Genomic DNA, 21902 nt, shown 5'->3' with positions numbered 1-21902 from the left:
ATATAATTCTGGAATTGTGATCGCTCGCGAAATTTATTGACTATTTACGCCCTGTAACAGGGCGAGACGCGTCAGAATGGTGCAAATATTGCACCGTTGACATTATCTGTTGCAGTTATTGGTCAATCCCCGTAACAGATGAAAGAAATTCTGCTACCATCCATGCACTATTCACCTTGCATTGGCAGCGACTATGAAATTTGTCTCTTTTAATATCAACGGCCTGCGTGCCCGCCCTCACCAGCTTGAAGCGATTGTTGAGCAACATCAGCCAGATGTGATCGGCCTGCAGGAGACAAAAGTTCACGACGATATGTTCCCCCTCGAAGAGGTGGCAAAACTGGGCTACAACGTCTTTTATCACGGGCAGAAAGGCCACTACGGTGTGGCGCTGCTGACTAAAGAAACGCCGGTTTCCGTACGTCGCGGTTTCCCGGGCGATGACGAAGAAGCCCAGCGCCGCATCATCATGGCCGAAGTGCCTTCTGCACTCGGAAATATCACGGTGATCAACGGCTATTTCCCACAAGGTGAGAGCCGTGACCATGAGACCAAATTCCCGGCTAAAGCCAGGTTTTACCAGGATCTGCAGGATTACCTGACAAGCGAACTGAAGAAAGAGAACCCGGTGCTGATCATGGGCGACATGAATATCAGCCCGAGCGATCTGGATATTGGTATTGGGGAAGAGAACCGTAAACGCTGGCTGCGCACCGGTAAATGCTCTTTCCTGCCGGAAGAACGCGAGTGGATGCAGCGTCTGCTGGGCTGGGGTCTGGTTGACACCTTCCGCACGGCTAACCCGGAAACGCAGGATCGCTTCTCATGGTTCGATTACCGCTCAAAAGGTTTTGATGACAACCGTGGCCTGCGTATAGACCTGCTTCTGGCCAGCTCGCCGCTGGCAGAACGCTGCATTGAAACCGGTATTGATTACGATATCCGCAGCATGGAAAAACCGTCTGACCACGCGCCAGTATGGGCGAAATTCAAACTGTAACCCCGTGTGAACATTCAAAAATTACTCTTCCTGTGCGCCCTTTTGGGCGCATTTATTCTGGCGTTTGTGTTTCTTCCACCAGAGATGCTCTCCCTGGACGCCATCAAAACACACCAGCAAACGTTGCTCGCACAGGTGGCACATTCACCACTGCAAAGCGCCCTGCTCTATTTTGCGGTGTATGTCGCGATTTCGGCACTGTCGATCCCCGGAGCAGCAATCCTGACGCTGCTGGGAGGAGCCCTTTTCAGCCTGTGGGAAGGGACACTGCTGGTCTCGTTTGCCTCTACGCTGGGGGCGACGCTTGCCATGCTCGCCAGCCGCTATCTGCTGTGCGACTGGGTACAACAGCGCTTTGCTGCGCAGATGAAAACGGTCAATGCCGGAATGTCTCGCGACGGCGCGCGCTACCTTTTCGCCCTGCGCCTGATGCCTCTGTTTCCCTTTTTTCTGGTGAACCTGCTGATGGGTCTTACCCGTATTAGCGTGCGACGCTACTGGTGGGTGAGCCAGCTCGCCATGCTGCCCGCAACGGTTGTTTTTCTTAACGCCGGGCGAGAGCTGGGAAAACTGACATCGCTGCGCGATATTCTGTCGCCAGGTCTGGTATTCGCCTTTACACTACTGGGGTTATTGCCCCTGGCCACCCGGTGGCTGTTTTCTCATTGCACCCTTTCTTCGTTTAAAAAGTGAGGCATTATGCGCCGTGTGCGTTTTTGCGCGTTTCTGACAGGTCTGCTGCTGGCTGCCCCTGCATTTGCAGCAGACAGCTGGCAATCCATTCAACAACAAGCTAAAGGCCAGACCGTCTGGTTTAACGCCTGGGGTGGCGATCAGGCGGTAAACCGCTACCTGGACTGGGTCAGCGGCGAGATGAAAACGCACTACGCCATAAACCTCAAAATTGTCCACCTGGCCGATGCCGCCGATGCCGTAAAACGCATTCAGACAGAGCATGATGCAGGACGAAACCACGACGGTTCAGTCGACTTGCTTTGGGTCAACGGGGAAAATTTCCGCACGCTGAAAGAGGCGAATCTGTTGCAAACCCAGTGGGCACAGACCCTGCCGAACTGGCGGTACGTCGATACCCACAAACCGGTCACGGAAGATTTTGCCATCGCGACCGATGGCGCGGAATCTCCGTGGGGCGGCGCTCAGCTCACCTTTATCGCCCGCAAGGGAAGCATGTCAACGCCGCCGGATAATCCTCAGGCCTTGCTGGCCTGGGCGCAGCAACATCCGGGTAAAGTGAGCTACCCTCGCCCACCGGATTTTACCGGCACTGCGTTTCTGGAACAGTTACTCCTGAACCTCACCACCCAGCCTGAGGCGCTAAAACGCGCACCTGATAACACATTTGCGCAAGTGACAGCCCCACTCTGGGACTACCTCGACAAACTGCACCCGCTGCTGTGGCGCGAAGGGAAAGACTTCCCCCCTTCGCCTGCACGCATGGATACCCTGCTTGCCGCTGGAAACCTGGATCTGTCACTGACGTTTAACCCCGCACATGTGCAGCAAAAAGTGGTCAGCGGCGAGTTGCCTGCCGACAGCTACAGTTTCGGTTTTCGTGGCGGGATGATCGGTAACGTCCATTTTGTTGCCATTCCGGCCAATGCCAGTGCGAGCGCAGGTGCGAAAGTGGTCGCCAATTTCCTGCTTTCACCGCAGGCGCAGATCCGCAAAGCCAATCCGGCCATCTGGGGTGACCCAACCGTACTCGATCCCAAAACGCTGCCCGCCGTCGAGGCCAGGCAACTTAGCACACATGCACCGGAAGGTTTACCGGTTGTTCTGCCGGAACCGCATGCCACCTGGGTTAACGCGCTGGAGCAGGAATGGTTTCGTCGTTACGGCACCCACTAAGCGTGCTCGTCTGGCTGGCGATGGCGGTCATTTATATACCGCTACTCCCCGCCGGAGCCATGCTGGTAACACCGGCATTGTCGCAGGCGAACTGGCAGTCGCTGGCTGACGATCCGCAGTTACCCCAGGCGCTCGCCGCCACGCTGGTGTCCGCGATAATTGCCACTCTGGGCGCACTCGTTATCGCCCTGTTTTTTATCACCGCGCTATGGCCTGGTGAACGCTGGCGTCGCCTGTGCAGCCATTTGCCCTGGTTACTGGCCGTTCCCCATGTTGCTTTCGCCACCAGCGTCTTGCTGACGTTTGCGGAGGGCGGCCTGTTTTATCAGGTCTGTACATTCTGCTCACCGCAGCTCGATCGTTACGGTATCGGGTTAGGGCTGACGCTTGCCGTCAAGGAGGGGGCTTTCGTGTTGTGGGCGATTTACGCCGTATTGCCTGAAACACGGCTGGCACAGCAAAATGTGGTTTTGCAGACTCTGGGCTACGGCCGCATTCAGAGGCTGTGCTGGCTGGTGCTTCCCACCATCGCCCCTGCGCTGGGTGCGGTCATGCTGGCAGTGCTCGCCTGGTCGCTTTCTGTTGTGGATATGGCCATTATCCTCGGGCCGGGAAATCCCCCCACGCTGGCGGTGCTGGCCTGGCAGTGGCTCAGCCAGGGAGATGCGCAGCAGCAGGCCAAAGGTATGCTGTTGTGTCTGGTTTTGCTCACACTCCTGGCCCTGCTGGCGGCGCTGGGTTATGGCGTCTGGAAAGCCTGGCGGCGTACGCTACCCGGTCTTTCCGGGATCCGCCACAGTTCAGCCCTCGTGGTGCCTGAAAAGACGCTGTCCTGGCTGCTCCCGGGTTGTGGGATCCTCTGTGCCATCGTGCTGCTCTTCCTGGCAAGGCATGAGGATGTCGCCCGTTCCTTCATCGCCACCAGCCTCGCGTTTGGTCTGCTCTCCAGCCTGCTGGCCCTTGCGCTGATCGTTATCTGGCTCGAATGGGGGCCACAGCGCGGTGCGCAGTGGGTCTGGCTGCCGCTCGCACTGCCTGCACTGCCGCTAGTCTCCGGGCAATATGTTGTCGCATTAACGCTTGGCATTGACGGGCACTTCACCGCCGTACTCTGGAGCCACCTGCTGTGGGTTGTACCGTGGATGTTGCTGGTACTGCAACCGGCATGGCGCAGGCTCGATCCCCGGCTGATCCTCACCGCCAGAACGTTGGGCTGGCGGCGCGCGAAGATCTTCTGGTTGCTGAAATGCCCCTTACTGGTACGCCCGGCGCTGCTGGCCTTTGCAACCGGATTTTCCGTCAGTATGGCGCAATACATGCCCACGCTCTGGCTGGGTGCGGGGCGGTTTGCCACACTGAACACCGAAACCGTGGCGCTCAGTAGCGGGGGCAGCATCCCGGTTCTGGCTCAGCGTGCGCTGGGGCTATTGCTCGTAACGGGTATCATTTTTGGCATTGCTGCGCTGTTGTCCCGGCTTGCGGGCCGTTACCGACGAGGATTACGTTAATGCTGAAGGTAAAAGATCTCACCATTGAGCCGCTGTTCCGGCAGGTCAATTTTTGTGTGCCACGCGGGGAAATTGTGACCCTGATGGGGCCTTCCGGCAGCGGAAAATCTACCCTTTTTTCCTGGATGGTCGGGGCGCTGTCTGCCGACTTTCAGGCGCATGGCGAACTGTGGATTGACGATCGGCGCTGCGATGGTCTCCCCGTGGAACAGCGCGGCTTAGGTATTCTCTTTCAGGACGCCCTGCTGTTCGATCATTTCAGCGTCGGGCAGAACCTGATGCTCGCCCTCCCGCCGCAGATTGCCGGGCGCTTTCGCCGGGAAACGGTGGAACAGGCGTTATACTCTGCCGGGCTGGCAAACCACTATGCCAGCGATCCTGCGACGCTTTCCGGCGGGGAGCGCGCCCGGGTAAGCCTGCTGCGCGCCCTGCTTGCAGAGCCGCAGGCGTTATTGCTGGATGAACCCTTCAGCCGTCTGGATAAAGCGCTACGCGCGTCGTTTCGGGAATGGGTGTTTGAGGCAGTGCGCGCACGCCCTGTTCCGGTGGTGCTGGTTACCCATGACGACGAAGATATTCCGCCAGGTGGAGAGATGATTGAGCTTTCTCGCTGGCAATAATGTGCTAACGCAATGTTTTCTGTCTCAGGAGAGACGACAATGCCCGCCTCACTCACTGACGTCAGGTTTTTCGATGAAACGTGTTTCTCAACTGACCGCGCTGGCCATGCTCTGCGGCCTCGCCTCTTTTTCCTCTCTGGCGGCTGATATGCCCCATTCCCTTACGCTGGCTCAACTCCAGGAACAGCACGGTGCGACGATAGACACCCGTGCCAGTGCGTTTTATAACGGCTGGCCGCAAACGCTCAACGGGACATCCGGGCATGAGCCAGCCGCGCTCAACCTTTCCGCCTCATGGCTTGCCGCAATGAGCGATGACCAGATTAGCGCCTGGGCAAAGCAGCATCAGCTTACACCTGCAATGACGATCGCCCTCTACGGCAGCGAAGCCGATAATCAGGCCGTTAAATCACGTCTGGAAAAAGCCGGGTATGCCCACGTTTCGGTTCTCAGCGATGCGCTGCAAACCCCTGCGCGTTTACAGCGCCTGCCGCACTTTGAGCAACTCGTCTACCCGCAGTGGCTCCATCAGTTACAGCAAGGTAAACCGGTGAATGCCGCTCCGGCTGGCGACTGGAAAGTCATTGAAGCCGCCTGGGGGGCACCAAAGTTCTACCTGCTGAACCACATTCCCGGCGCAGACTATATCGATACCAATGAAGTAGAAAGCGAGCCGCTGTGGAATAAAGTCTCCGACGACAAGCTGAAAGCGATGCTGGCGAAGCACGGTATCCGTCATGACACCACCGTCATTTTGTATGGTCGTGACGTCTATGCCGCCGCCCGTGTGGCGCAGATCATGCTCTACGCCGGAGTGAAAGATGTCCGCATTCTCGATGGCGGCTGGAAAGCATGGTCAGACGCAAGCCTGCCGGTTGAACGCGGCACGCCAGGAAACGTGAAACCCGCCCCTGATTTTGGTGCGCCGATCCCTGGACAGCCGCAGTTGATGGTGGATATGGAACAGGCTCGTGGGATGCTGCATCGCCAGGATGCCTCACTGGTCAGCATCCGCTCATGGCCGGAATTCATTGGTGAAACCAGCGGCTATAGCTACATCAAGCCAAAAGGAGAGATTGCCGGTGCCCGCTGGGGTCACGCGGGCAGCGATGCCACCCACATGGAAGATTTCCATAACCCGGATGGCACCATGCGCAGTGCCGACGATATTGCCGCCATGTGGAAAACGTGGAACATTCTGCCGGAGCAGCACGTTGCGTTCTACTGTGGTACCGGCTGGCGTGCGTCAGAAACCTTTATGTACGCGCGTGCAATGGGCTGGAAAAACGTCGCCGTCTATGACGGTGGCTGGTACGAATGGAGCAGTCACCCGCAAAACCCGGTCTCCACCGGTGAACGCGGGCCAGACAGTTCTCACTGACGGGTAAGTGACTTCAGCGTCACATAACCGCTCCAGATGCGCGTTGTGGTGGTCAGCCAGCACAACGCGCCAAATAGCCACGCAAACAGCGTGAAGTGTGCCGGAAACAGACAGCACAACACAAACAGCGCGATCGTCTCCGTCCCCTCCGTTAACCCGCCGATGTAATAAAACGACTTGTGCGCATAGCCCGGGTTATCAATATTGTGCTTCGCGGCCAGCGCGGCAAAGGCCAGAAAGCTGCTGCCGGTACCGATAAACGCGCACAACAGCCAGGCGGCGGCCAGCGCATTCTCCGCAGGAGCGGCCAGAGCAAAACCAAACGGCACCAGGGCATAGAACAGAAAATCGAGCGCGATATCAAGAAATCCTCCGGCGTCCGTTAACCCTCTGCGTCGCGCCAGCGCACCGTCCAGACCATCCAGCACACGGTTCAACACAATGGCCGCCAGCGCAGCCGGATACCAGCCAAGCGCCAGAAACGGCAGCGCCAGCACGCCGATGATAAACCCGGTGAGCGTGAGTTTATCGGGTGAAATCGCGGGTTTGTCCAGTAAGGCTGCCAGCCGGTTAAGCATGGGTTTCACGCGCGGATGCAGATGTCGGTCAAGCATGTGGTTTCTCATTAAACGTGGCGCACAACCCCTGAGCAGGAATGTCCAGAGCGGCATTAAAGCGGGCGGAAAGGTTCTGAAACGCAATCAACGCCGTCATTTCGGTAATGGCTTCATCGGTGAAATGGCGCTTAATCTCCATTTTGACCGTTGCATCCACCTGTGGCGGTGTGGCGGTGACGGCCTCGGCATACGCCAGCGCAGCCCGCTCCTCCTCACTGAATAACCCGGAATCACGCCAGCCACTGACGGCCTGCACCTTATCCAGCGCCCCTGAGCGCTCGGCAAGGCGCAAGCTGTTGGCATCAATACAGAATGCACAGTGACAAATCTGCGATACCCGGGTCATCAGCAGCGAGCGTAGCACCGGCGTGAGGCGCGCATTACGCCGCTCCAGGAAACCAACGAACAGCGCCACCAGCCAGAAAAGACGCGGCATACGTCCCCACCAGCGCGTGGGATTAAGCACTGCACCAAAGTGTTTTTTCTGCATAACGGCAATCGGCTTTAAACTGGCCGGGAGGGTTTTAAGGGGGGCTACCCAGGTGGATGTCTCTTTCACTTGCTTCTCCTGATGACTGGACTCCTGGAAAGGGCAAGATACTATGTTGTTTTTCATTATCACTTATTGACGACCATGCTGAAAACACTCGATGTCGTTGCGGCAATCATCGAAAAAGACGACAAAATTTTACTGGCACAGCGCCCTGAGCATGCCGATCAACCCGGTATGTGGGAATTTCCGGGTGGAAAAGTCGAAGCGGGAGAAACTCAGCCCGACGCGCTCAGACGCGAGCTACAGGAGGAGCTGGGCATCTGCGCCCGGCCTGAGCGCTACGTCGCAAGCCACCAGCGGGAAGTGTCGCAGCGGCTTATTCATCTGCACGCCTGGCTCGTACCCACGTTTAGCGGAGAGCTGACGGCGCACTACCACCGTGCGCTGGTGTGGTGTACGCCCGAAGAGGCGTTTACCTACGACTTAGCCCCGGCGGATATTCCGCTGCTGGAAGCGTTTATTCTTTTACGCGACGCCAGACCAGCGGATTAGTGCTAATGGCATGTTCATCGCGCTGGCACTGTAACAAGACGCCGTCCGCTTTTACCACGGCACCTTCCGAATAGTTCTGATCCTGATAAATACAGCACTGGTTGCAGGGCTGTGTATTTTGCCCGCCGGAGCTAAACACCTCCGGCGGCACATTCACTTCCACACCCGGTCGAATGCGGTCAGCCTGAGCGCCTGCAGTAAACATCAAACATAACGCGGTCATCACGTAACGGTTCATAGAGTTATCTTCCTGTTGTCTCCTGATAATGAATATAACGGTAAACCGGGGCGGAACCTTTAATTTATCTCGTCATCGCTTTTTGTTATGACACAAGCCGTGAGATGAATTTCCCTTTCGGCACACATTTTTGCTTGCTTCACAAAGCAGTACGGGTGGTATAGTCAAAAAAACAACACAAATCGCATAAACAACATCCCAACATAATTATAAGAGGTTCTTATATCTATGGATCAGACACGCTCTCTGGAAAGTTTCCTTACTCACGTTCAACAGCGCGATCCGCATCAAAGCGAGTTTGCGCAGGCCGTTCGTGAAGTCATGACCACCCTGTGGCCTTTTCTTGAAGAAAACCCGCGTTATCGTCAAATGTCACTCCTTGAGCGCCTGGTTGAGCCTGAACGCGTGATCCAGTTCCGCGTGGCATGGGTAGACGATAGCAACCAGGTACAGGTAAACCGCGCGTGGCGCGTGCAGTTTAACTCCGCCATTGGTCCGTTTAAGGGCGGTATGCGTTTTCACCCTTCCGTGAACCTGTCGATCCTGAAATTCCTCGGTTTTGAGCAGACGTTTAAAAATGCGCTCACTACCCTGCCAATGGGCGGCGGTAAAGGCGGCAGCGACTTCGATCCGAAAGGGAAAAGTGAAGGCGAAGTCATGCGCTTCTGCCAGGCGCTGGTCACCGAACTGTATCGCCACCTCGGGCCGGACACCGATGTCCCTGCAGGGGATATCGGCGTTGGCGGTCGTGAAGTGGGCTTTATGGCCGGGATGATGAAAAAACTCTCCAACAACAGCGCCTGCGTCTTTACTGGCAAAGGGCTTTCCTTCGGCGGGAGCCTGATTCGCCCGGAAGCGACGGGTTATGGTCTGGTTTATTTCACTGAAGCCATGCTCAAACGTCACGGATTAGGTTTCGAAGGAATGCGCGTGGCGGTGTCAGGTTCCGGCAATGTGGCGCAATACGCCATTGAGAAAGCGATGCAGTTTGGCGCGCGCGTGGTCACCGCCTCTGACTCCAGCGGCACGGTAGTGGACGAAGCAGGCTTTACGGTGGAGAAACTGGCACGTCTGTGCGAAATCAAAGCCAGCCGGGATGGTCGCGTCGCAGATTATGCCCGCGAGTTCGGGCTGACTTATCTGGAAGGCAAACAGCCGTGGTCGGTACCGGTAGATATCGCCCTGCCGTGCGCCACCCAGAACGAACTGAACGTGGACGCTGCCCGAACCCTTATTGCCAACGGCGTGAAGGCGGTGGCGGAAGGCGCAAACATGCCGACGACCATTGAAGCAACCGATCTGTTCCTGGAAGCAGGCGTGCTATTTGCACCGGGTAAAGCGGCAAATGCAGGCGGCGTGGCAACATCGGGGCTGGAGATGGCGCAAAACGCCGCGCGTCTTGGCTGGAAGGCGGAGAAAGTGGATGCACGCCTGCACCATATCATGCTGGATATTCACCATTCCTGCGTGGAGTATGGCGGTGAAGCGTCGCAGACCAACTATGTACTCGGTGCGAATATCGCCGGGTTCGTGAAGGTGGCAGATGCCATGATTGGGCAAGGGGTGATTTAGAGTAATGGCCGTGCGGCCGGGTGCCCTCACCCACAGGGCTGAGGGTTCCCCACAAATTACAGGTTGGCACAGAATCTCCCTCTCCCTTGAGGGAGAGGGAGAAAACCGGGCGGATCAGGCCGCGCTCTTTTTCTTTTTGAACGGTTTCTTCGCACCGCCACCCGGTGCAACCATCCCTCTGAACTGCTTCACCGGCGTACTGCGCGCCTGGTTAATCAGCTCATACAACGTTCCCACCAGCGGCTGCATAAAGTCCTGATAGCGGCACTGTTTTTCACTGATTTGCGTCAGCACCGATTCCCAGTGCGCCGTCATGTCCGGCCTTGCGGCCAGTTCTGGCAGCGAGTGAATTAATGCCCGGCCCGGCTCCGTCGAGTGGATATAGCGCCCTTTTTTCTCCAGAAAACCGCGCTTAAACAGTAATTCGATGATCCCCGCACGCGTCGCTTCGGTGCCCAGCCCGTCCGTTGCACGCAGGATCTTCTTCAGATCTTTATCCTGCACAAAACGGGCGATCCCGGTCATGGCCGAGAGCAGCGTCGCATCGGTGAAATGGCGCGGCGGCTGGGTCTGACGCTCCACCACTTCACCTTTTTCACACAGCAGTTCGTCATCTTTGGCAACCACCGGCAACGGTGTACCGTCGTTCTCTTCGTCACGCTCTTTGTTGCCAAGCAGTGTGCGCCAGCCCGCTTCTGCGAGGAAACGTGCTTTGGCGACAAACTTGCCCTTAGCGATTTCCAGCTCAATGACACACTTGCGGAACACTGCATCGGGGCAGAACTGCATCAGATACTGACGGGCAACGAGGTTGTAAACCTTTGATTCGTTCTCGGTCAGGTTGACGTTGCTGGTGCGCGCCGTCGGGATGATGGCATGGTGGGCATCCACCTTTTTATCGTCCCAGCAGCGGTTATGGGTGTCAGGGTTTACGGCAGGCTGCGGCAGCAGATCCGGCGCGTGTACGCCGATGGCGTTCATTACCGCGTGGCGTCCGGCAAAATGCTCTTCCGGCAGATAACGGCTATCCGAACGCGGATAGGTAATCAGCTTATGGGTTTCATAGAGCTTCTGGCAAATGTCCAGCACGTTCTGCGCACTCAGACCAAAGCGTTTGGCGGCCTCAATCTGCAACGCGGAAAGGGAAAACGGCAGCGGTGCGGGTTCTGATTCCCGTTTATCGTTATAGCTGGTGACAATAGCGGGCTGGCCGGTGATCCGGTTGACCACGTGCTCCGCCAGCGGGCGGTGCAGCAGTCGCCCCTCTTCATCCTGGTACGATTCACAGGCATCGCTCGGCTGCCAGACGGCGGTAAAGCGTTCGCCTTTTAGCGTGACGATATGCGCTTTAACTTCGAAGAAATCTTTGGCGACGAAATTCTCAATCTCTTCGTCACGACGCACCACCAGCCCCAGTACCGGGGTCTGTACGCGCCCAACGGAGAGCACACCCTGATACCCCGCATTGCGCCCCAGAATAGTGTAGGCACGGGTCATGTTGATGCCGTACAGCCAGTCAGCCCTGGCACGCGCCAGCGCGGAGACGCACAGCGGGATAAACTCGCTGTTGGCGCGCAGGCGGGAAATTGCGCGCTCGACGGCCTGCGGATTGAGGTCGTTAATCAGACAGCGCTGAACCTGCTGGCGCTTTTCAGGTGCCAGTTCCAGATAATCCAGCACTTCATCAACCAACAACTGCCCTTCTCTGTCCGGGTCACCCGCGTGGATGACTTCCGACGCCTCATGCAGGAAGCGCTTAATGACGTTGAGCTGTTTGGTGACGGAGGGCCGGGGCTGCAAGCGCCACTTTTCCGGCACGATGGGCAAATCGTTCAGGTTCCAGCGGGCATAGCGGCTGTCATAGACATCCGGCTGTGCCTGCTCAAGCAGGTGACCAATACACCAGGTGACCACCTGCCCGTTACCGCATTCGATAAAGCCGTCACCCTTGCGATGCGGTTTAGGCAGTACATCGGCGATAGCACGGGCCAGGCTTGGCTTTTCGGCAATAAACAACCGCATCGAATTAACGGATCTCAATCATCGGGCGACCACCGCGTGCGGTTACCAGCTCACCGATGGCCGTCAGGGTGATGCCGAATTCAGCGGCAGTCGCCTGAACCTCTGCTTCTGACTCTGGCGTTACTGCCAGCAGCAGACCGCCGGAGGTTTGCGGGTCACAAAGCAGGTTGCGCCACGCTTCCGGCATATCGCCCATCAGGTGACCATAGCTGGCAAAGTTACGCTGGGTGCCACCCGGTACCGCGCCCTGGGTAATGTACTCTTCCACACCAGGCAGTTTTGGCACGTCCTGATACCAGACCTGCGCCTGCACGCCAGCCCCCTGACATACCTCGCTCAGGTGGCCCAGCAGACCAAAGCCAGTCACGTCGGTCATCGCCTTCACGCCGTCAATATTGGCGAAAGCGGCTCCGGCCAGGTTCATCTGGCACATCACCTCTGTCGCCAGACCAACGTGTTCTGGCTTGAGCAGCGATTTCTTTTCTGCGGTGGTGAGGACACCAATGCCCAGCGGCTTGGTGAGGAACAGTTTGCAGCCTGCCTGGGCGGTGCTGTTACGCTTCACTCGCTCGGTTGGCACGATGCCCGTCACGGCCAGGCCGAAGATCGGTTCCGGCGCATCGATAGAGTGACCACCAGCCAGTGCAATCCCCGCCTGCTGGCAGGCAAAGCGGCCGCCTTCAATCACGTCGCGGGCAATTTCCGGTGGAATGGTGTTGATCGGCCAGCCCAGAATGGCAATCGCCATGATTGGCTTGCCACCCATCGCGAAAATATCGCTGATGGCGTTAGTCGCCGCAATGCGCCCGAAATCAAACGGGTTGTCGACAATCGGCATAAAGAAGTCAGTGGTACTGATAATGCTGGTGCCGTTACCTAAGTCATAAACCGCTGCATCGTCACGCGTTTCATTACCGACAAGCAGGTTCGGGTCGACAAACTTCGCCTGTTCACTGTGCAGGATGGTTTCCAGCACTTTCGGGGAAATTTTACAACCGCAACCGGCTCCGTGGCTGTATTGCGTTAAACGAATGGTTTGCTCGCTCATGGACATCTCCTGTCATTGCAATCGCGCTATGGTAGCGCTCATTCCATAAAGAGGTAAGTATGACTGTCTGAATTCTGCGGCAGATGCTCAGAATCCAGACAGTTTAGCGCGCGTTATCAGAAACGGCTGACGAAAGGGGTAATATCCGGCACATTTATCGTGCTGGAGGCTTTAAGCTGAGGGGTGCCAAGATAGAGGAAACCGACGATTTTGTCGTGTTCACCGCAAGAGAAGCCATCGCGAACAACCGGGCTTTCGGTCAGCGCGCCTGTACGCCAGATACCGTTAAAGCCCTGTGCAACAGCGGCCATTTGCATCGCCATTACCGCACAGCCTGCGGACATCTCCTGTTCCCAGACCGGTACTTTGTGTTCAGCCTGACACTTTGCCACCACAGCAATGATCATCGGCGCACGAAATGGCGCGCTGCGGGCTTTCTCAATGCCCTTCTCATCCTGACCCGCGGCAACCGCACCTTCCGCCAGCAAGTGACTGAAGCGATCGCGGCCTTCGCCTTCAATAATAAAGAAATGCCACGGCTGAAGCGTGCCATGATCCGGTGCGCGCATACCGGCACGCACAATGTTTTCCAGCTGCTCGCCCGCAGGTGCAGGATCGACCAGACGTGAAGCGCTACGGCGGTTAACAAGCAGTGTAAGAGCGTCCATTAATTAACTCCTGTCTTGAAATTTGCTCACAAAATTAACACGACGGCAGATTTTGTTACAGCGCGGCAGGCGATTCCTGCTGACAAGTGACGGTTGGGTCATTACGATAACCCCACATTACCGTCCAGTGGCGACGGAAACAGTCATTTTCTGGTTAGGGAGAATACATGCGAACCCTTTGGCGAATCTTTGCCGGTTTCTTTAAATGGACGTGGCGGTTGCTCAACTTCGTTCGTGAACTGGTGATGAATTTGTTTTTCATCTTCCTGGTTCTGGTTTGCGCAGGTCTCTGGATGCACCTCAGCAGCACAAACCAGGCGCAGCATTCGACGCGCGGGGCTCTGTTACTCGATATTACCGGGGTCATCGTCGATAAGCCGTCCACCAGCAATCGTCTGGGGGTGATTGGCCGCCAGCTGTTTGGTGCAACCTCAGACCGCCTGCAGGAAAACTCCCTGTTCGATATCGTCGATACCATTCGTCAGGCAAAAGATGACCGTAACATTACGGGTATCGTGCTGGATCTGAAAAATTTTGCCGGGGGTGACCAGCCTTCAATGCAGTACATTGGTAAAGCGCTGCGCGAATTCCGCGACAGCGGTAAACCGGTGATTGCGGTAGGTGATAGCTACAGCCAGGGTCAATATTATCTGGCCAGCTTTGCCAATAAAATCTGGCTTTCCCCACAGGGTGAAGTCGATCTGCATGGTTTTGCGACGAACGGGCTTTACTATAAATCCCTGCTCGACAAGCTGAAAGTCACCACCCACGTTTTCCGCGTCGGTACCTATAAATCCGCCGTTGAACCGTTTATCCGTGATGATATGTCCCCTGCCGCCCGTGAAGCAGACAGCCGCTGGATTGGTGAGCTGTGGCAGAACTATCTGGGCACGGTCGCTGCTAACCGTCAAATCACCGCTGAACAGGTCTTCCCAGGTGCACAGGGCATGCTGGATGGCCTGCGCAAGGTTGACGGTGATACGGCGAAATATGCCCTCGATAACAAACTGGTCGATGCGCTGGGTTCGAGTGCAGATATCGAGAAATCCCTGACGAAACAGTTTGGCTGGAGCAAAGAGGATAAAAATTACAGCGCCATCAGCATGTACGATTACACGACGAAAAAACCGGATAACAGTGGTGACAGCGTCGCGGTGGTTATTGCTAATGGAGCCATCATGGACGGTCAGGAGACACCAGGGAACGTTGGCGGTGATACCACCGCATCGCAAATCCGTGATGCCCGCCTTGATCCGAAAGTGAAAGCGATTGTCCTGCGCGTGAACAGCCCTGGTGGCAGCGTCAGCGCCTCCGAGGTGATCCGTGCAGAGCTAGCCGCCGCGCGCGCCGCAGGTAAGCCGGTGGTCGTGTCGATGGGCGGAATGGCTGCATCCGGGGGGTACTGGATCTCTACCCCTGCAAACTACATTGTGGCGAACCCAAGTACCCTGACCGGCTCGATTGGTATCTTCGGGGTGATCAACACCGTGGAAAACAGCCTTGATTACCTGGGCGTGCATACCGATGGCGTTTCCACCTCACCGCTGGCCGATATCTCTGTGACGAAATCTCTGCCACCGGAAGTGTCGGAAATGATGCAGCTCAGTATCGAGAACGGCTATAAGCGCTTCATCACGCTGGTTGCGGACTCCCGTAAAAAAACGCCGCAACAGATCGATGAAATTGCTCAGGGTCACGTCTGGACCGGGCAGGATGCGAAGAACAACGGTCTGGTGGACAGCCTGGGTGACTTTGATGACGCGGTGAAGAAAGCCGCCGAACTGGCGAAACTCAAGCAGTGGCATGTGGACTATTACCAGGATGAACCGTCGTTCTTTGACCTGGTGATAGACAGCATGTCCGGCTCTGCTCGCGCCATGTTGCCGGAGGCACTGCAGGCCTATCTGCCTGCGCCTGTCGCCACGGCGGCAAAAGCGATAAAAGCGGAAAGTGACAAGCTCGCCGCGTTTAACGACCCGCAAAACCGTTACGCGTTTTGTCTGACCTGCGGCTCCGTCCGTTAAAATCCGTCCCCTCTTCCCGTGAAGAGGGGATTTTTTTCTTTGAAGCACAAGAACTCACTATCATGCAGAAGAAATCGATTTATGTCGCGTATACCGGCGGTACCATCGGTATGCAGCGTTCTGAGAATGGTTATATTCCTGTCTCCGGCCACCTGCAGCGTCAGCTTGCGCTGATGCCTGAATTCCATCGTCAGGAAATGCCTGACTTTACGATCCACGAATATGAGCCGCTGATGGACTCCTCCGACATGACGCCAGAAGACTGGCAGCATATCGCGGATGATATTAAAGCCCATTATGACCAGTACGACGGTTTCGTTATCCTGCACGGCACCGACACGATGGCGTTTACCGCCTCAGCGCTCTCGTTCATGCTGGAAAATCTGAGTAAACCCGTCATCGTGACTGGCTCACAAATTCCGCTGGCAGAGCTGCGCTCTGATGGGCAGATCAATCTGCTTAACTCCCTGTATGTGGCCGCGAATTACCCGATTAACGAAGTGTCGCTGTTCTTCAACAATCGTCTGTATCGCGGTAACCGTACCACCAAAGCCCACGCCGATGGTTTTGACGCCTTTGCCTCGCCAAACCTCCAGCCACTGCTGGAAGCGGGGATCCATATTCGTCGTCTGGGCACACCTCCTGCACCAAACAGTGCAGGCGAGCTGATTGTTCACCCGATCACCCCGCAGCCAATTGGTGTCGTGACGATTTACCCGGGGATCTCTGCCGATGTCGTACGTAACTTCCTGCGCCAGCCGGTAAAAGCGCTGATCCTGCGCTCCTACGGTGTGGGCAATGCCCCGCAGAACGGTGAATTCCTGAAAGAGCTGCAGGAAGCAAGCGAACGTGGGATCGTGGTGGTTAACCTGACCCAGTGTATGTCGGGCAAGGTTAATATGGGCGGTTATGCCACCGGTAACGCGCTGGCACATGCGGGTGTTATCAGCGGCTTCGATATGACCGTCGAGGCAACGCTGACTAAACTTCATTATTTACTGAGTCAGAACCTGGACATCCAGTCCATTCGCAGCGCAATGATGCAAAACCTGCGCGGTGAACTGACCCCGGACGAATAAGGAGACCTCATGAAGCAACGCGCTCTGTTACTGGTCGATTTGCAAAATGATTTCTGTGCAGGCGGCGCGCTGGCCGTGGCGGAAGGCGATAGCACCATTGATGTGGCTAATTCGCTAATCGCCTGGTGTAAAACGCGTGGTGACGCCGTTGTGGCAAGCCAGGACTGGCACCCCGCCAGCCACGGTAGCTTTGCCAGCCAGCACGGCGTTAAACCCTACAGCCAGGGGGAGCTCGATGGTCTGGCGCAAACCTTCTGGCCCGATCACTGCATACAGCAGACCGAAGGCGCAGAGCTGCATCCGCTGCTGAATCAGAAGGCCATTGACGCGGTGTTTCACAAGGGGGAAAACCCGGCTATCGACAGCTACAGCGCGTTTTTTGATAACGGACATCGTCAAAAAACGGCGCTGGACGCGTGGTTACGCCATCACGAAATCACCGAACTGATTGTGCTGGGGCTGGCAACGGACTATTGCGTGAAATTCACCGTGCTGGATGCACTTCAGCTTGGTTACAACGTAAATGTCATCACCGACGGCTGCCGTGGTGTGAATATTCACCCCCAGGACAGTGCTCAGGCGTTTATGGATATGGCCGCAGAGGGTGCGACACTGTATACGCTGGAAGACTGGCTGGAGACACAACCGTAAGCCTTTTCGCCGGGGGCAGCAACGCCTGCCCCGGTAAAACCCTCCCCCCTCGATCTCCCATAAAGTGAACTCCCTCGCATCACCAGCGAAGCGGCAATGCTATTCTTTTCTGGCTGTTTTTTTGGCCACGCCTTTTCCGTGGCGTGGTTAATTTTATTAAGTCAAAGAGGAAGTTATATGAAACGTTTGCCATTGCTGGCAGCATTACCCTTGCTTTGCGCGTCAGTTGCCTCCGCCAGCTCCATGATGTCTGTGGGCTACTTTAACGGAGGTGGCGATGTCACTGCGGGGCCTGGTGGTGACATCAATAAACTCGACGTTCGCCAGATTACCCACCTGAACTACTCATTTGGTCTGGTCTATAACAATGAGAAAGACGAAACCAACGCCGCGCTGAAAGATCCGGCAAAACTGCATCAAATCTGGCTATCGCCAAAAGTCACGTCCGACCTCGCGTTAATCCCTGCCCTGCGTAAACAAAATCCGAACCTCAAAGTGCTGCTTTCCGTTGGTGGCTGGGGGGCACGTGGTTTCTCCGGTGCAGCGGCCAGCAAAGAGACGCGCGCGGTGTTTATCCGCTCTGCGCAGGAGATCGTCGATAAATACGGCCTGGACGGAATCGATCTCGACTGGGAGTATCCGGTGAATGGCGCATGGGGGCTTGTCGCAAGCCAGCCTGCCGATCGGGATAATTTCACCGCACTGCTGAAGGAGATGCGCGATGCATTCGGGCATAAAAAGCTGGTCACCATTGCGGTGGGGGCAAATGCGGAAAGTCCGAAAAGCTGGGTGGATGTAAAGGCGATCGCCCCGCTGCTCGACTATATCAACCTGATGACCTACGACATGGCCTACGGTACCCAGTACTTCAACGCCAACCTGTATGACTCCAGCGCCTGGCCAACGGTCGCCGCCGCCGATAAATACAGTGTCGACTTTGTGGTTAACAACTACCTGGCCGCCGGGCTGAAGCCACAGCAGATGAACCTTGGGATCGGTTTCTATGGCCGCGTCCCGAAACGCTCCGTGGAGCCAGGGGTTGACTGGTCGAAACCGGATGCGCAAAAAAATCCAGTGACGCAGCCCTACTTCGGCCCTCAGGAGACAGGTTTGTTCAAATCACTCGGCTATGACCTGACCAAAGATACCTACGTGAAGTACAACGATATCGTGAAGAAGCTACTGAACGATCCGCAGAAGCGCTTTACCGAACACTGGGACGATCAGGCGAAAGTGCCGTGGTTGTCGGTGAATTCCGCAGACGGTAAGGCGTTGTTTGCCCTTTCCTACGAAAACCCACGTTCCGTTGCCATCAAAGCGGACTATATCAAGGAGAAAGGTCTCGCCGGGGCGATGTTCTGGGAGTACGGCGCGGATGACGAAAACCAGCTAGCGAAACAGCTGGCAGAATCGCTGGGGATTAAACACTAGAGCATATTGTGCCGGGTAGCGACTGCGCTTACCCGGCCTACTCACGCGACCGCTATTTGAAGGTCACAATTGGCTTTGGCGTAATACCAAAATCTTCTTTTAGCTCGCGCTTACTCTTCATCACCATCTGACCTTGAGTGTCGATAGTCATGTGCTGGGCATCCGTGTTGTGACGGGCCTGCCACAGCATCACCAGTTGCAGGCTGTTCTCTTTTTGCTCCGGGGTGAGTGCCACGCCATCCGGCCATTTTCCCAGTTCAACCGCCGTCACCAGACGCTGATAAATCTCCGGTGTCATACCGCTAACCATGTCATCAATATTCATGATTTCTCCCTTTCAAAGGAATAATTTGCTGAATCGTTTTTTCAGCCTTTGGTCTGATCGCCATTTTCATCATCAGTGAAGCTCATTGATGCTGAATTCACGCAGAAACGCTCCCCTGTTGGCTGTGGGCCATCCGGGAATACATGCCCGAGATGCGCGTCACAGTTACCACAGCGGATTTCAGTGCGCTGCATACCGTGCGACATGTCACTCAGATAGCGGATCGCGTCATCGCTCACCGGCTCATAAAAGCTCGGCCAGCCACAGCCAGAATCATACTTTGTCTGCGAATTGAACAGCGGTGCATCACACACCAGACAGTGATAGACGCCGTCTCGCTTATTGTGCAGCAAACGCCCGGTAAATGGCGGTTCAGTACCGTGATTCTGCGTCACATAAAACTGCATTTCTGTGAGGTTTTTTTTCAGATCGTCGGGGTTACGTTGGTTCGACATATACTTACATCTCGCAGTAGAAACAGACAACTTTCGCCCAGATTCTAACAAAACATTAACACCACCGCGTGCACTTTTGTTCTAAACTTATGTGTCGCGAAAAGGCGGTCAGGCAATTGTGATCTGCTTCACATTTTTATCCTGAGAGGCCTTTAAAATTCCGGGCGCAGCCCCCATGTGGTTGCTAGCTCAAAGGGAAAGTGAGGCGAGTCAGTCGCACAAACGTTAGTCACAGGATTGATTTGTCGCAATGATTGACACGATTCCGCTTGACGCTGCGTAAGGTTTTTGTAATTTTACAGGCAACCTTTTATTCACTAACAAATAGCTGGTGGAATATATGACTATCAAAGTAGGTATCAACGGTTTTGGCCGTATTGGCCGTATTGTTTTCCGTGCTGCTCAGAAACGTTCTGACATCGAAATCGTTGGTATCAACGATCTCCTGGACGCTGAATACATGGCGTACATGCTGAAGTACGACTCAACTCACGGTCGTTTCGACGGCACCGTTGAAGTGAAAGACGGCCACCTGGTTGTTAACGGCAAAACCATCCGCGTTACTGCTGAAAAAGACCCAGCTAACCTGAAATGGAACGAAATCGGTGTTGACGTTGTTGCTGAAGCAACCGGTATCTTCCTGACCGACGAAACTGCACGTAAACACATCACTGCGGGTGCGAAGAAAGTTGTTCTGACTGGTCCTTCCAAAGACAACACCCCAATGTTCGTTCGTGGTGCAAACTTCGAAACTTACGCTGGCCAGGACATCGTTTCTAACGCATCCTGCACCACCAACTGCCTGGCACCGCTGGCTAAAGTTATCAACGACAACTTCGGCATCATCGAAGGTCTGATGACTACCGTTCACGCGACCACCGCTACTCAGAAAACCGTTGACGGCCCGTCTCACAAAGACTGGCGTGGCGGCCGTGGCGCGGCTCAGAACATCATCCCATCCTCTACCGGTGCTGCTAAAGCAGTAGGTAAAGTACTGCCAGAACTGAATGGCAAACTGACTGGTATGGCGTTCCGCGTTCCAACTCCTAACGTATCCGTTGTTGACCTGACCGTTCGTCTGGAAAAAGCTGCTTCTTATGAAGAAATTAAGAAAGCAATCAAAGCTGCTTCCGAAGGCGCAATGAAAGGCGTTCTGGGCTACACCGAAGACGACGTTGTTTCTACCGATTTCAACGGCGAAATCTGCACTTCCGTGTTCGATGCTAAAGCTGGTATCGCACTGAACGACAACTTCGTTAAACTGGTTTCCTGGTACGACAACGAAACCGGCTACTCTAACAAAGTACTGGACCTGATCGCTCACATCTCCAAATAAGTTGAGATGAGATTCTGATCCAAAAAGGCGACTTCGGTCGCCTTTTTTATTTTCTAAGACAGAGGATTGCTTAATGATTAATAAAATTTTTGCACTTCCGGTAGTCGAACAACTTACCCCTGTGCTCTCCCTCCGTCAGATTGACGGTGCCGACATTGTCGTCGTTGACCATCCACGCGTAAAAGCCTCCGTGGCCCTGAATGGCGCTCACCTGCTCTCATGGAAACCAGAAGGTGAAAAGGAAGGTCTGTGGTTGAGTAATGCCACCTCCTTCAAAAAAGGCGCAGCAATCCGCGGTGGTGTACCGATCTGCTGGCCGTGGTTCGGCCCGGCAGCACAACAGGGTCTGCCTGCTCACGGGTTTGCCCGTAACCAGCAGTGGACGCTGAAAGCACATAATGAAGACGATCACAACGTGGTGCTGACCTTCGAGCTTCAGGCCAATGATGACACCCGTAAACTCTGGCCGCACGATTTCACCCTGTATGCCCGCTTCAAGCTGGGCAAGACCTGTGAAATTGAACTGGAAGCGCACGGTGAGTTTGAAACCACGTCTGCCCTGCACACCTATTTCAACGTGGGTGATATCAACGCGGTAAAAGTGAGCGGTCTTGGTGATACCTTTATCGACAAAGTGGATAACGCAAAAGAAGGGAAACTGAGCGACGGCGTACAGACCTTCCCTGACCGCACCGACCGCGTTTATCTGCACCCGGAAGCGTGCAGCGTGATCCACGACAGTGCCCTGAACCGTGGTATCGAAGTGGTTCACCATCACCACAGCAACGTGGTGGGCTGGAACCCTGGCCCTGCGCTCTCCATCAGCATGGCTGACGTCCCAGATGACGGTTACAAGACGTTTGTCTGTGTGGAAACCGCGTGTGTCAGTACACCGCAGAAAGCGAGCGCTGAGAAGCCGTCTCGCTTAGGACAGACGATTAGCATTGTTAAACGCTGATCGCATTTCCCTCTCCCGTTTTGGGTGGGAGGAAAAGAACTGCGCAACCAGGCAC

At 55.5% G+C, this 21902-nt stretch carries 22 protein-coding genes; 14 read left to right on the top strand and 8 right to left on the bottom strand.

The window, feature by feature from the left end; all coding sequences use genetic code 11:
• The first annotated feature begins 193 nt into the window (after nt 1–193).
• From xthA to HV318_RS00900, 6 genes are all read left to right on the top strand, one after another.
• Nucleotides 194–1000, top strand: coding sequence for an exodeoxyribonuclease III (gene xthA / locus HV318_RS00925; RefSeq protein WP_182271135.1), 807 nt, complete (start codon nt 194–196; stop codon nt 998–1000).
• Between the two features lie 6 nt (nt 1001–1006).
• Nucleotides 1007–1693 carry a TVP38/TMEM64 family protein gene (locus HV318_RS00920; RefSeq protein ID WP_182271134.1) on the top strand — a complete coding sequence of 229 codons (687 nt, stop codon included), beginning with the start codon at nt 1007–1009 and terminating at the stop codon, nt 1691–1693.
• Between the two features lie 15 nt (nt 1694–1708).
• Nucleotides 1709–2869: an ABC transporter substrate-binding protein gene (locus HV318_RS00915; protein ID WP_182274499.1), complete on the top strand. Its 1161-nt coding sequence runs from the start codon at nt 1709–1711 to the stop codon at nt 2867–2869.
• The gene (locus HV318_RS00910) at nt 2842–4377 is read left to right on the top strand and encodes an ABC transporter permease family protein (RefSeq protein ID WP_182271133.1); all 1536 of its coding nucleotides are present in this window, start codon (nt 2842–2844) and stop codon (nt 4375–4377) included. The genes HV318_RS00915 and HV318_RS00910 overlap by 28 nt, the downstream gene beginning before the upstream one ends.
• Complete coding sequence (locus tag HV318_RS00905; protein WP_182271132.1) at nt 4377–4997, top strand: ABC transporter ATP-binding protein; 621 nt, start codon at nt 4377–4379, stop codon at nt 4995–4997. The genes HV318_RS00910 and HV318_RS00905 overlap by 1 nt, the downstream gene beginning before the upstream one ends.
• 73 nt (nt 4998–5070) lie before the next feature.
• Nucleotides 5071–6378: a sulfurtransferase gene (locus tag HV318_RS00900; RefSeq protein WP_182271131.1), complete on the top strand. Its 1308-nt coding sequence runs from the start codon at nt 5071–5073 to the stop codon at nt 6376–6378.
• Here the strand turns inward: HV318_RS00900 and HV318_RS00895 are convergent.
• On the bottom strand, nt 6372–6992 hold the full coding sequence (locus HV318_RS00895) for a CDP-alcohol phosphatidyltransferase family protein (RefSeq protein ID WP_182271130.1): 621 nt from the start codon (nt 6990–6992) through the stop codon (nt 6372–6374). The genes HV318_RS00900 and HV318_RS00895 overlap by 7 nt on opposite strands.
• Nucleotides 6985–7554, bottom strand: a complete 570-nt coding sequence (locus tag HV318_RS00890) for a carboxymuconolactone decarboxylase family protein (protein WP_182271129.1) — start codon at nt 7552–7554, stop codon at nt 6985–6987. The genes HV318_RS00895 and HV318_RS00890 overlap by 8 nt, the downstream gene beginning before the upstream one ends.
• 75 nt (nt 7555–7629) lie before the next feature.
• On the opposite strand from HV318_RS00890, the gene HV318_RS00885 reads away from it, so the two are divergent.
• A complete protein-coding gene (locus HV318_RS00885; RefSeq protein WP_269475507.1) occupies nt 7630–8040 on the top strand; it encodes a pyrimidine (deoxy)nucleoside triphosphate diphosphatase in 411 nt (136 codons plus the stop codon).
• Here the strand turns inward: HV318_RS00885 and HV318_RS00880 are convergent.
• A complete protein-coding gene (locus HV318_RS00880; RefSeq protein ID WP_182271128.1) occupies nt 8006–8278 on the bottom strand; it encodes a YnjH family protein in 273 nt (90 codons plus the stop codon). The genes HV318_RS00885 and HV318_RS00880 overlap by 35 nt on opposite strands.
• 228 nt (nt 8279–8506) lie before the next feature.
• Between HV318_RS00880 and gdhA the strand changes: the two genes are divergently transcribed.
• Nucleotides 8507–9850, top strand: coding sequence for an NADP-specific glutamate dehydrogenase (gene gdhA, locus HV318_RS00875; RefSeq protein ID WP_182271127.1), 1344 nt, complete (start codon nt 8507–8509; stop codon nt 9848–9850).
• Nucleotides 9851–9964: 114 nt separating this feature from the next.
• Here the strand turns inward: gdhA and topB are convergent, their stop codons facing one another.
• The 3 genes from topB to HV318_RS00860 all read right to left on the bottom strand — a co-directional run bounded on the left by topB (nt 9965) and on the right by HV318_RS00860 (nt 13588).
• Entirely contained in the window at nt 9965–11872 is a 1908-nt protein-coding gene (gene topB, locus HV318_RS00870) for a DNA topoisomerase III (protein WP_182274497.1), read from the bottom strand.
• Between the two features lie 4 nt (nt 11873–11876).
• Entirely contained in the window at nt 11877–12920 is a 1044-nt protein-coding gene (selD, locus tag HV318_RS00865; RefSeq protein ID WP_182271126.1) for a selenide, water dikinase SelD, read from the bottom strand.
• A 116-nt stretch (nt 12921–13036) separates the two neighbouring features.
• Nucleotides 13037–13588, bottom strand: coding sequence for an NAD(P)H nitroreductase (locus tag HV318_RS00860; RefSeq protein WP_182271125.1), 552 nt, complete (start codon nt 13586–13588; stop codon nt 13037–13039).
• 167 nt (nt 13589–13755) lie between these two features.
• On the opposite strand from HV318_RS00860, the gene sppA reads away from it, so the two are divergent.
• From sppA to chiD, 4 genes are all read left to right on the top strand, one after another.
• Nucleotides 13756–15612, top strand: a complete 1857-nt coding sequence (gene sppA / locus HV318_RS00855; protein ID WP_182271124.1) for a signal peptide peptidase SppA — start codon at nt 13756–13758, stop codon at nt 15610–15612.
• A 62-nt stretch (nt 15613–15674) separates the two neighbouring features.
• On the top strand, nt 15675–16691 hold the full coding sequence (ansA, locus tag HV318_RS00850; protein ID WP_182271123.1) for an asparaginase: 1017 nt from the start codon (nt 15675–15677) through the stop codon (nt 16689–16691).
• Nucleotides 16692–16700: 9 nt separating this feature from the next.
• On the top strand, nt 16701–17342 hold the full coding sequence (gene pncA / locus HV318_RS00845) for a bifunctional nicotinamidase/pyrazinamidase (protein ID WP_182271122.1): 642 nt from the start codon (nt 16701–16703) through the stop codon (nt 17340–17342).
• Between the two features lie 177 nt (nt 17343–17519).
• Nucleotides 17520–18773, top strand: a complete 1254-nt coding sequence (chiD, locus tag HV318_RS00840) for a chitinase ChiD (protein WP_182271121.1) — start codon at nt 17520–17522, stop codon at nt 18771–18773.
• 52 nt (nt 18774–18825) lie between these two features.
• On the opposite strand, the gene HV318_RS00835 is transcribed toward chiD, so the two are convergent.
• Nucleotides 18826–19098, bottom strand: a complete 273-nt coding sequence (locus HV318_RS00835) for a YeaC family protein (RefSeq protein WP_182271120.1) — start codon at nt 19096–19098, stop codon at nt 18826–18828.
• A gap of 41 nt (nt 19099–19139) precedes the next feature.
• Nucleotides 19140–19553: a peptide-methionine (R)-S-oxide reductase MsrB gene (gene msrB, locus HV318_RS00830; protein WP_182271119.1), complete on the bottom strand. Its 414-nt coding sequence runs from the start codon at nt 19551–19553 to the stop codon at nt 19140–19142.
• Between the two features lie 340 nt (nt 19554–19893).
• On the opposite strand from msrB, the gene gapA reads away from it, so the two are divergent.
• Together gapA and HV318_RS00820 are read left to right on the top strand one after the other, a co-directional pair.
• The gene (gene gapA, locus HV318_RS00825; RefSeq protein ID WP_023311257.1) at nt 19894–20889 is read left to right on the top strand and encodes a glyceraldehyde-3-phosphate dehydrogenase; all 996 of its coding nucleotides are present in this window, start codon (nt 19894–19896) and stop codon (nt 20887–20889) included.
• Between the two features lie 73 nt (nt 20890–20962).
• Nucleotides 20963–21847, top strand: coding sequence for a D-hexose-6-phosphate mutarotase (locus HV318_RS00820; RefSeq protein ID WP_182271118.1), 885 nt, complete (start codon nt 20963–20965; stop codon nt 21845–21847).
• Nucleotides 21848–21902 lie beyond the last annotated feature (55 nt).

The sequence above is a fragment of the Enterobacter sp. RHBSTW-00901 genome (assembly GCF_014103115.1).
Taxonomy (GTDB): Bacteria; Pseudomonadota; Gammaproteobacteria; order Enterobacterales; family Enterobacteriaceae; genus Enterobacter; species Enterobacter cloacae_P.
The sequence above is the reverse complement of the archived record's forward strand: the minus strand, read 5'-3'. Positions and strand labels throughout refer to the sequence as shown.

Bases quoted from the DNA above. Each gene is read 5' to 3' on its own strand.
- xthA (WP_182271135.1), top strand. From the start codon at position 194: ATGAAATTTGTCTCTTTTAATATCAACGGCCTGCGTGCCCGCCCTCAC.
- HV318_RS00910 (WP_182271133.1), top strand. From the start codon at position 2,842: ATGGTTTCGTCGTTACGGCACCCACTAAGCGTGCTCGTCTGGCTGGCG.
- HV318_RS00905 (WP_182271132.1), top strand. From the start codon at position 4,377: ATGCTGAAGGTAAAAGATCTCACCATTGAGCCGCTGTTCCGGCAGGTC.
- HV318_RS00900 (WP_182271131.1), top strand. From the start codon at position 5,071: ATGAAACGTGTTTCTCAACTGACCGCGCTGGCCATGCTCTGCGGCCTC.
- HV318_RS00895 (WP_182271130.1), bottom strand. From the start codon at position 6,992: ATGCTTGACCGACATCTGCATCCGCGCGTGAAACCCATGCTTAACCGG.
- HV318_RS00885 (WP_269475507.1), top strand. From the start codon at position 7,630: ATGCTGAAAACACTCGATGTCGTTGCGGCAATCATCGAAAAAGACGAC.
- HV318_RS00880 (WP_182271128.1), bottom strand. From the start codon at position 8,278: ATGAACCGTTACGTGATGACCGCGTTATGTTTGATGTTTACTGCAGGC.
- gdhA (WP_182271127.1), top strand. From the start codon at position 8,507: ATGGATCAGACACGCTCTCTGGAAAGTTTCCTTACTCACGTTCAACAG.
- topB (WP_182274497.1), bottom strand. From the start codon at position 11,872: ATGCGGTTGTTTATTGCCGAAAAGCCAAGCCTGGCCCGTGCTATCGCC.
- selD (WP_182271126.1), bottom strand. From the start codon at position 12,920: ATGAGCGAGCAAACCATTCGTTTAACGCAATACAGCCACGGAGCCGGT.
- HV318_RS00860 (WP_182271125.1), bottom strand. From the start codon at position 13,588: ATGGACGCTCTTACACTGCTTGTTAACCGCCGTAGCGCTTCACGTCTG.
- sppA (WP_182271124.1), top strand. From the start codon at position 13,756: ATGCGAACCCTTTGGCGAATCTTTGCCGGTTTCTTTAAATGGACGTGG.
- ansA (WP_182271123.1), top strand. From the start codon at position 15,675: ATGCAGAAGAAATCGATTTATGTCGCGTATACCGGCGGTACCATCGGT.
- pncA (WP_182271122.1), top strand. From the start codon at position 16,701: ATGAAGCAACGCGCTCTGTTACTGGTCGATTTGCAAAATGATTTCTGT.
- chiD (WP_182271121.1), top strand. From the start codon at position 17,520: ATGAAACGTTTGCCATTGCTGGCAGCATTACCCTTGCTTTGCGCGTCA.
- HV318_RS00835 (WP_182271120.1), bottom strand. From the start codon at position 19,098: ATGAATATTGATGACATGGTTAGCGGTATGACACCGGAGATTTATCAG.
- msrB (WP_182271119.1), bottom strand. From the start codon at position 19,553: ATGTCGAACCAACGTAACCCCGACGATCTGAAAAAAAACCTCACAGAA.
- gapA (WP_023311257.1), top strand. From the start codon at position 19,894: ATGACTATCAAAGTAGGTATCAACGGTTTTGGCCGTATTGGCCGTATT.
- HV318_RS00820 (WP_182271118.1), top strand. From the start codon at position 20,963: ATGATTAATAAAATTTTTGCACTTCCGGTAGTCGAACAACTTACCCCT.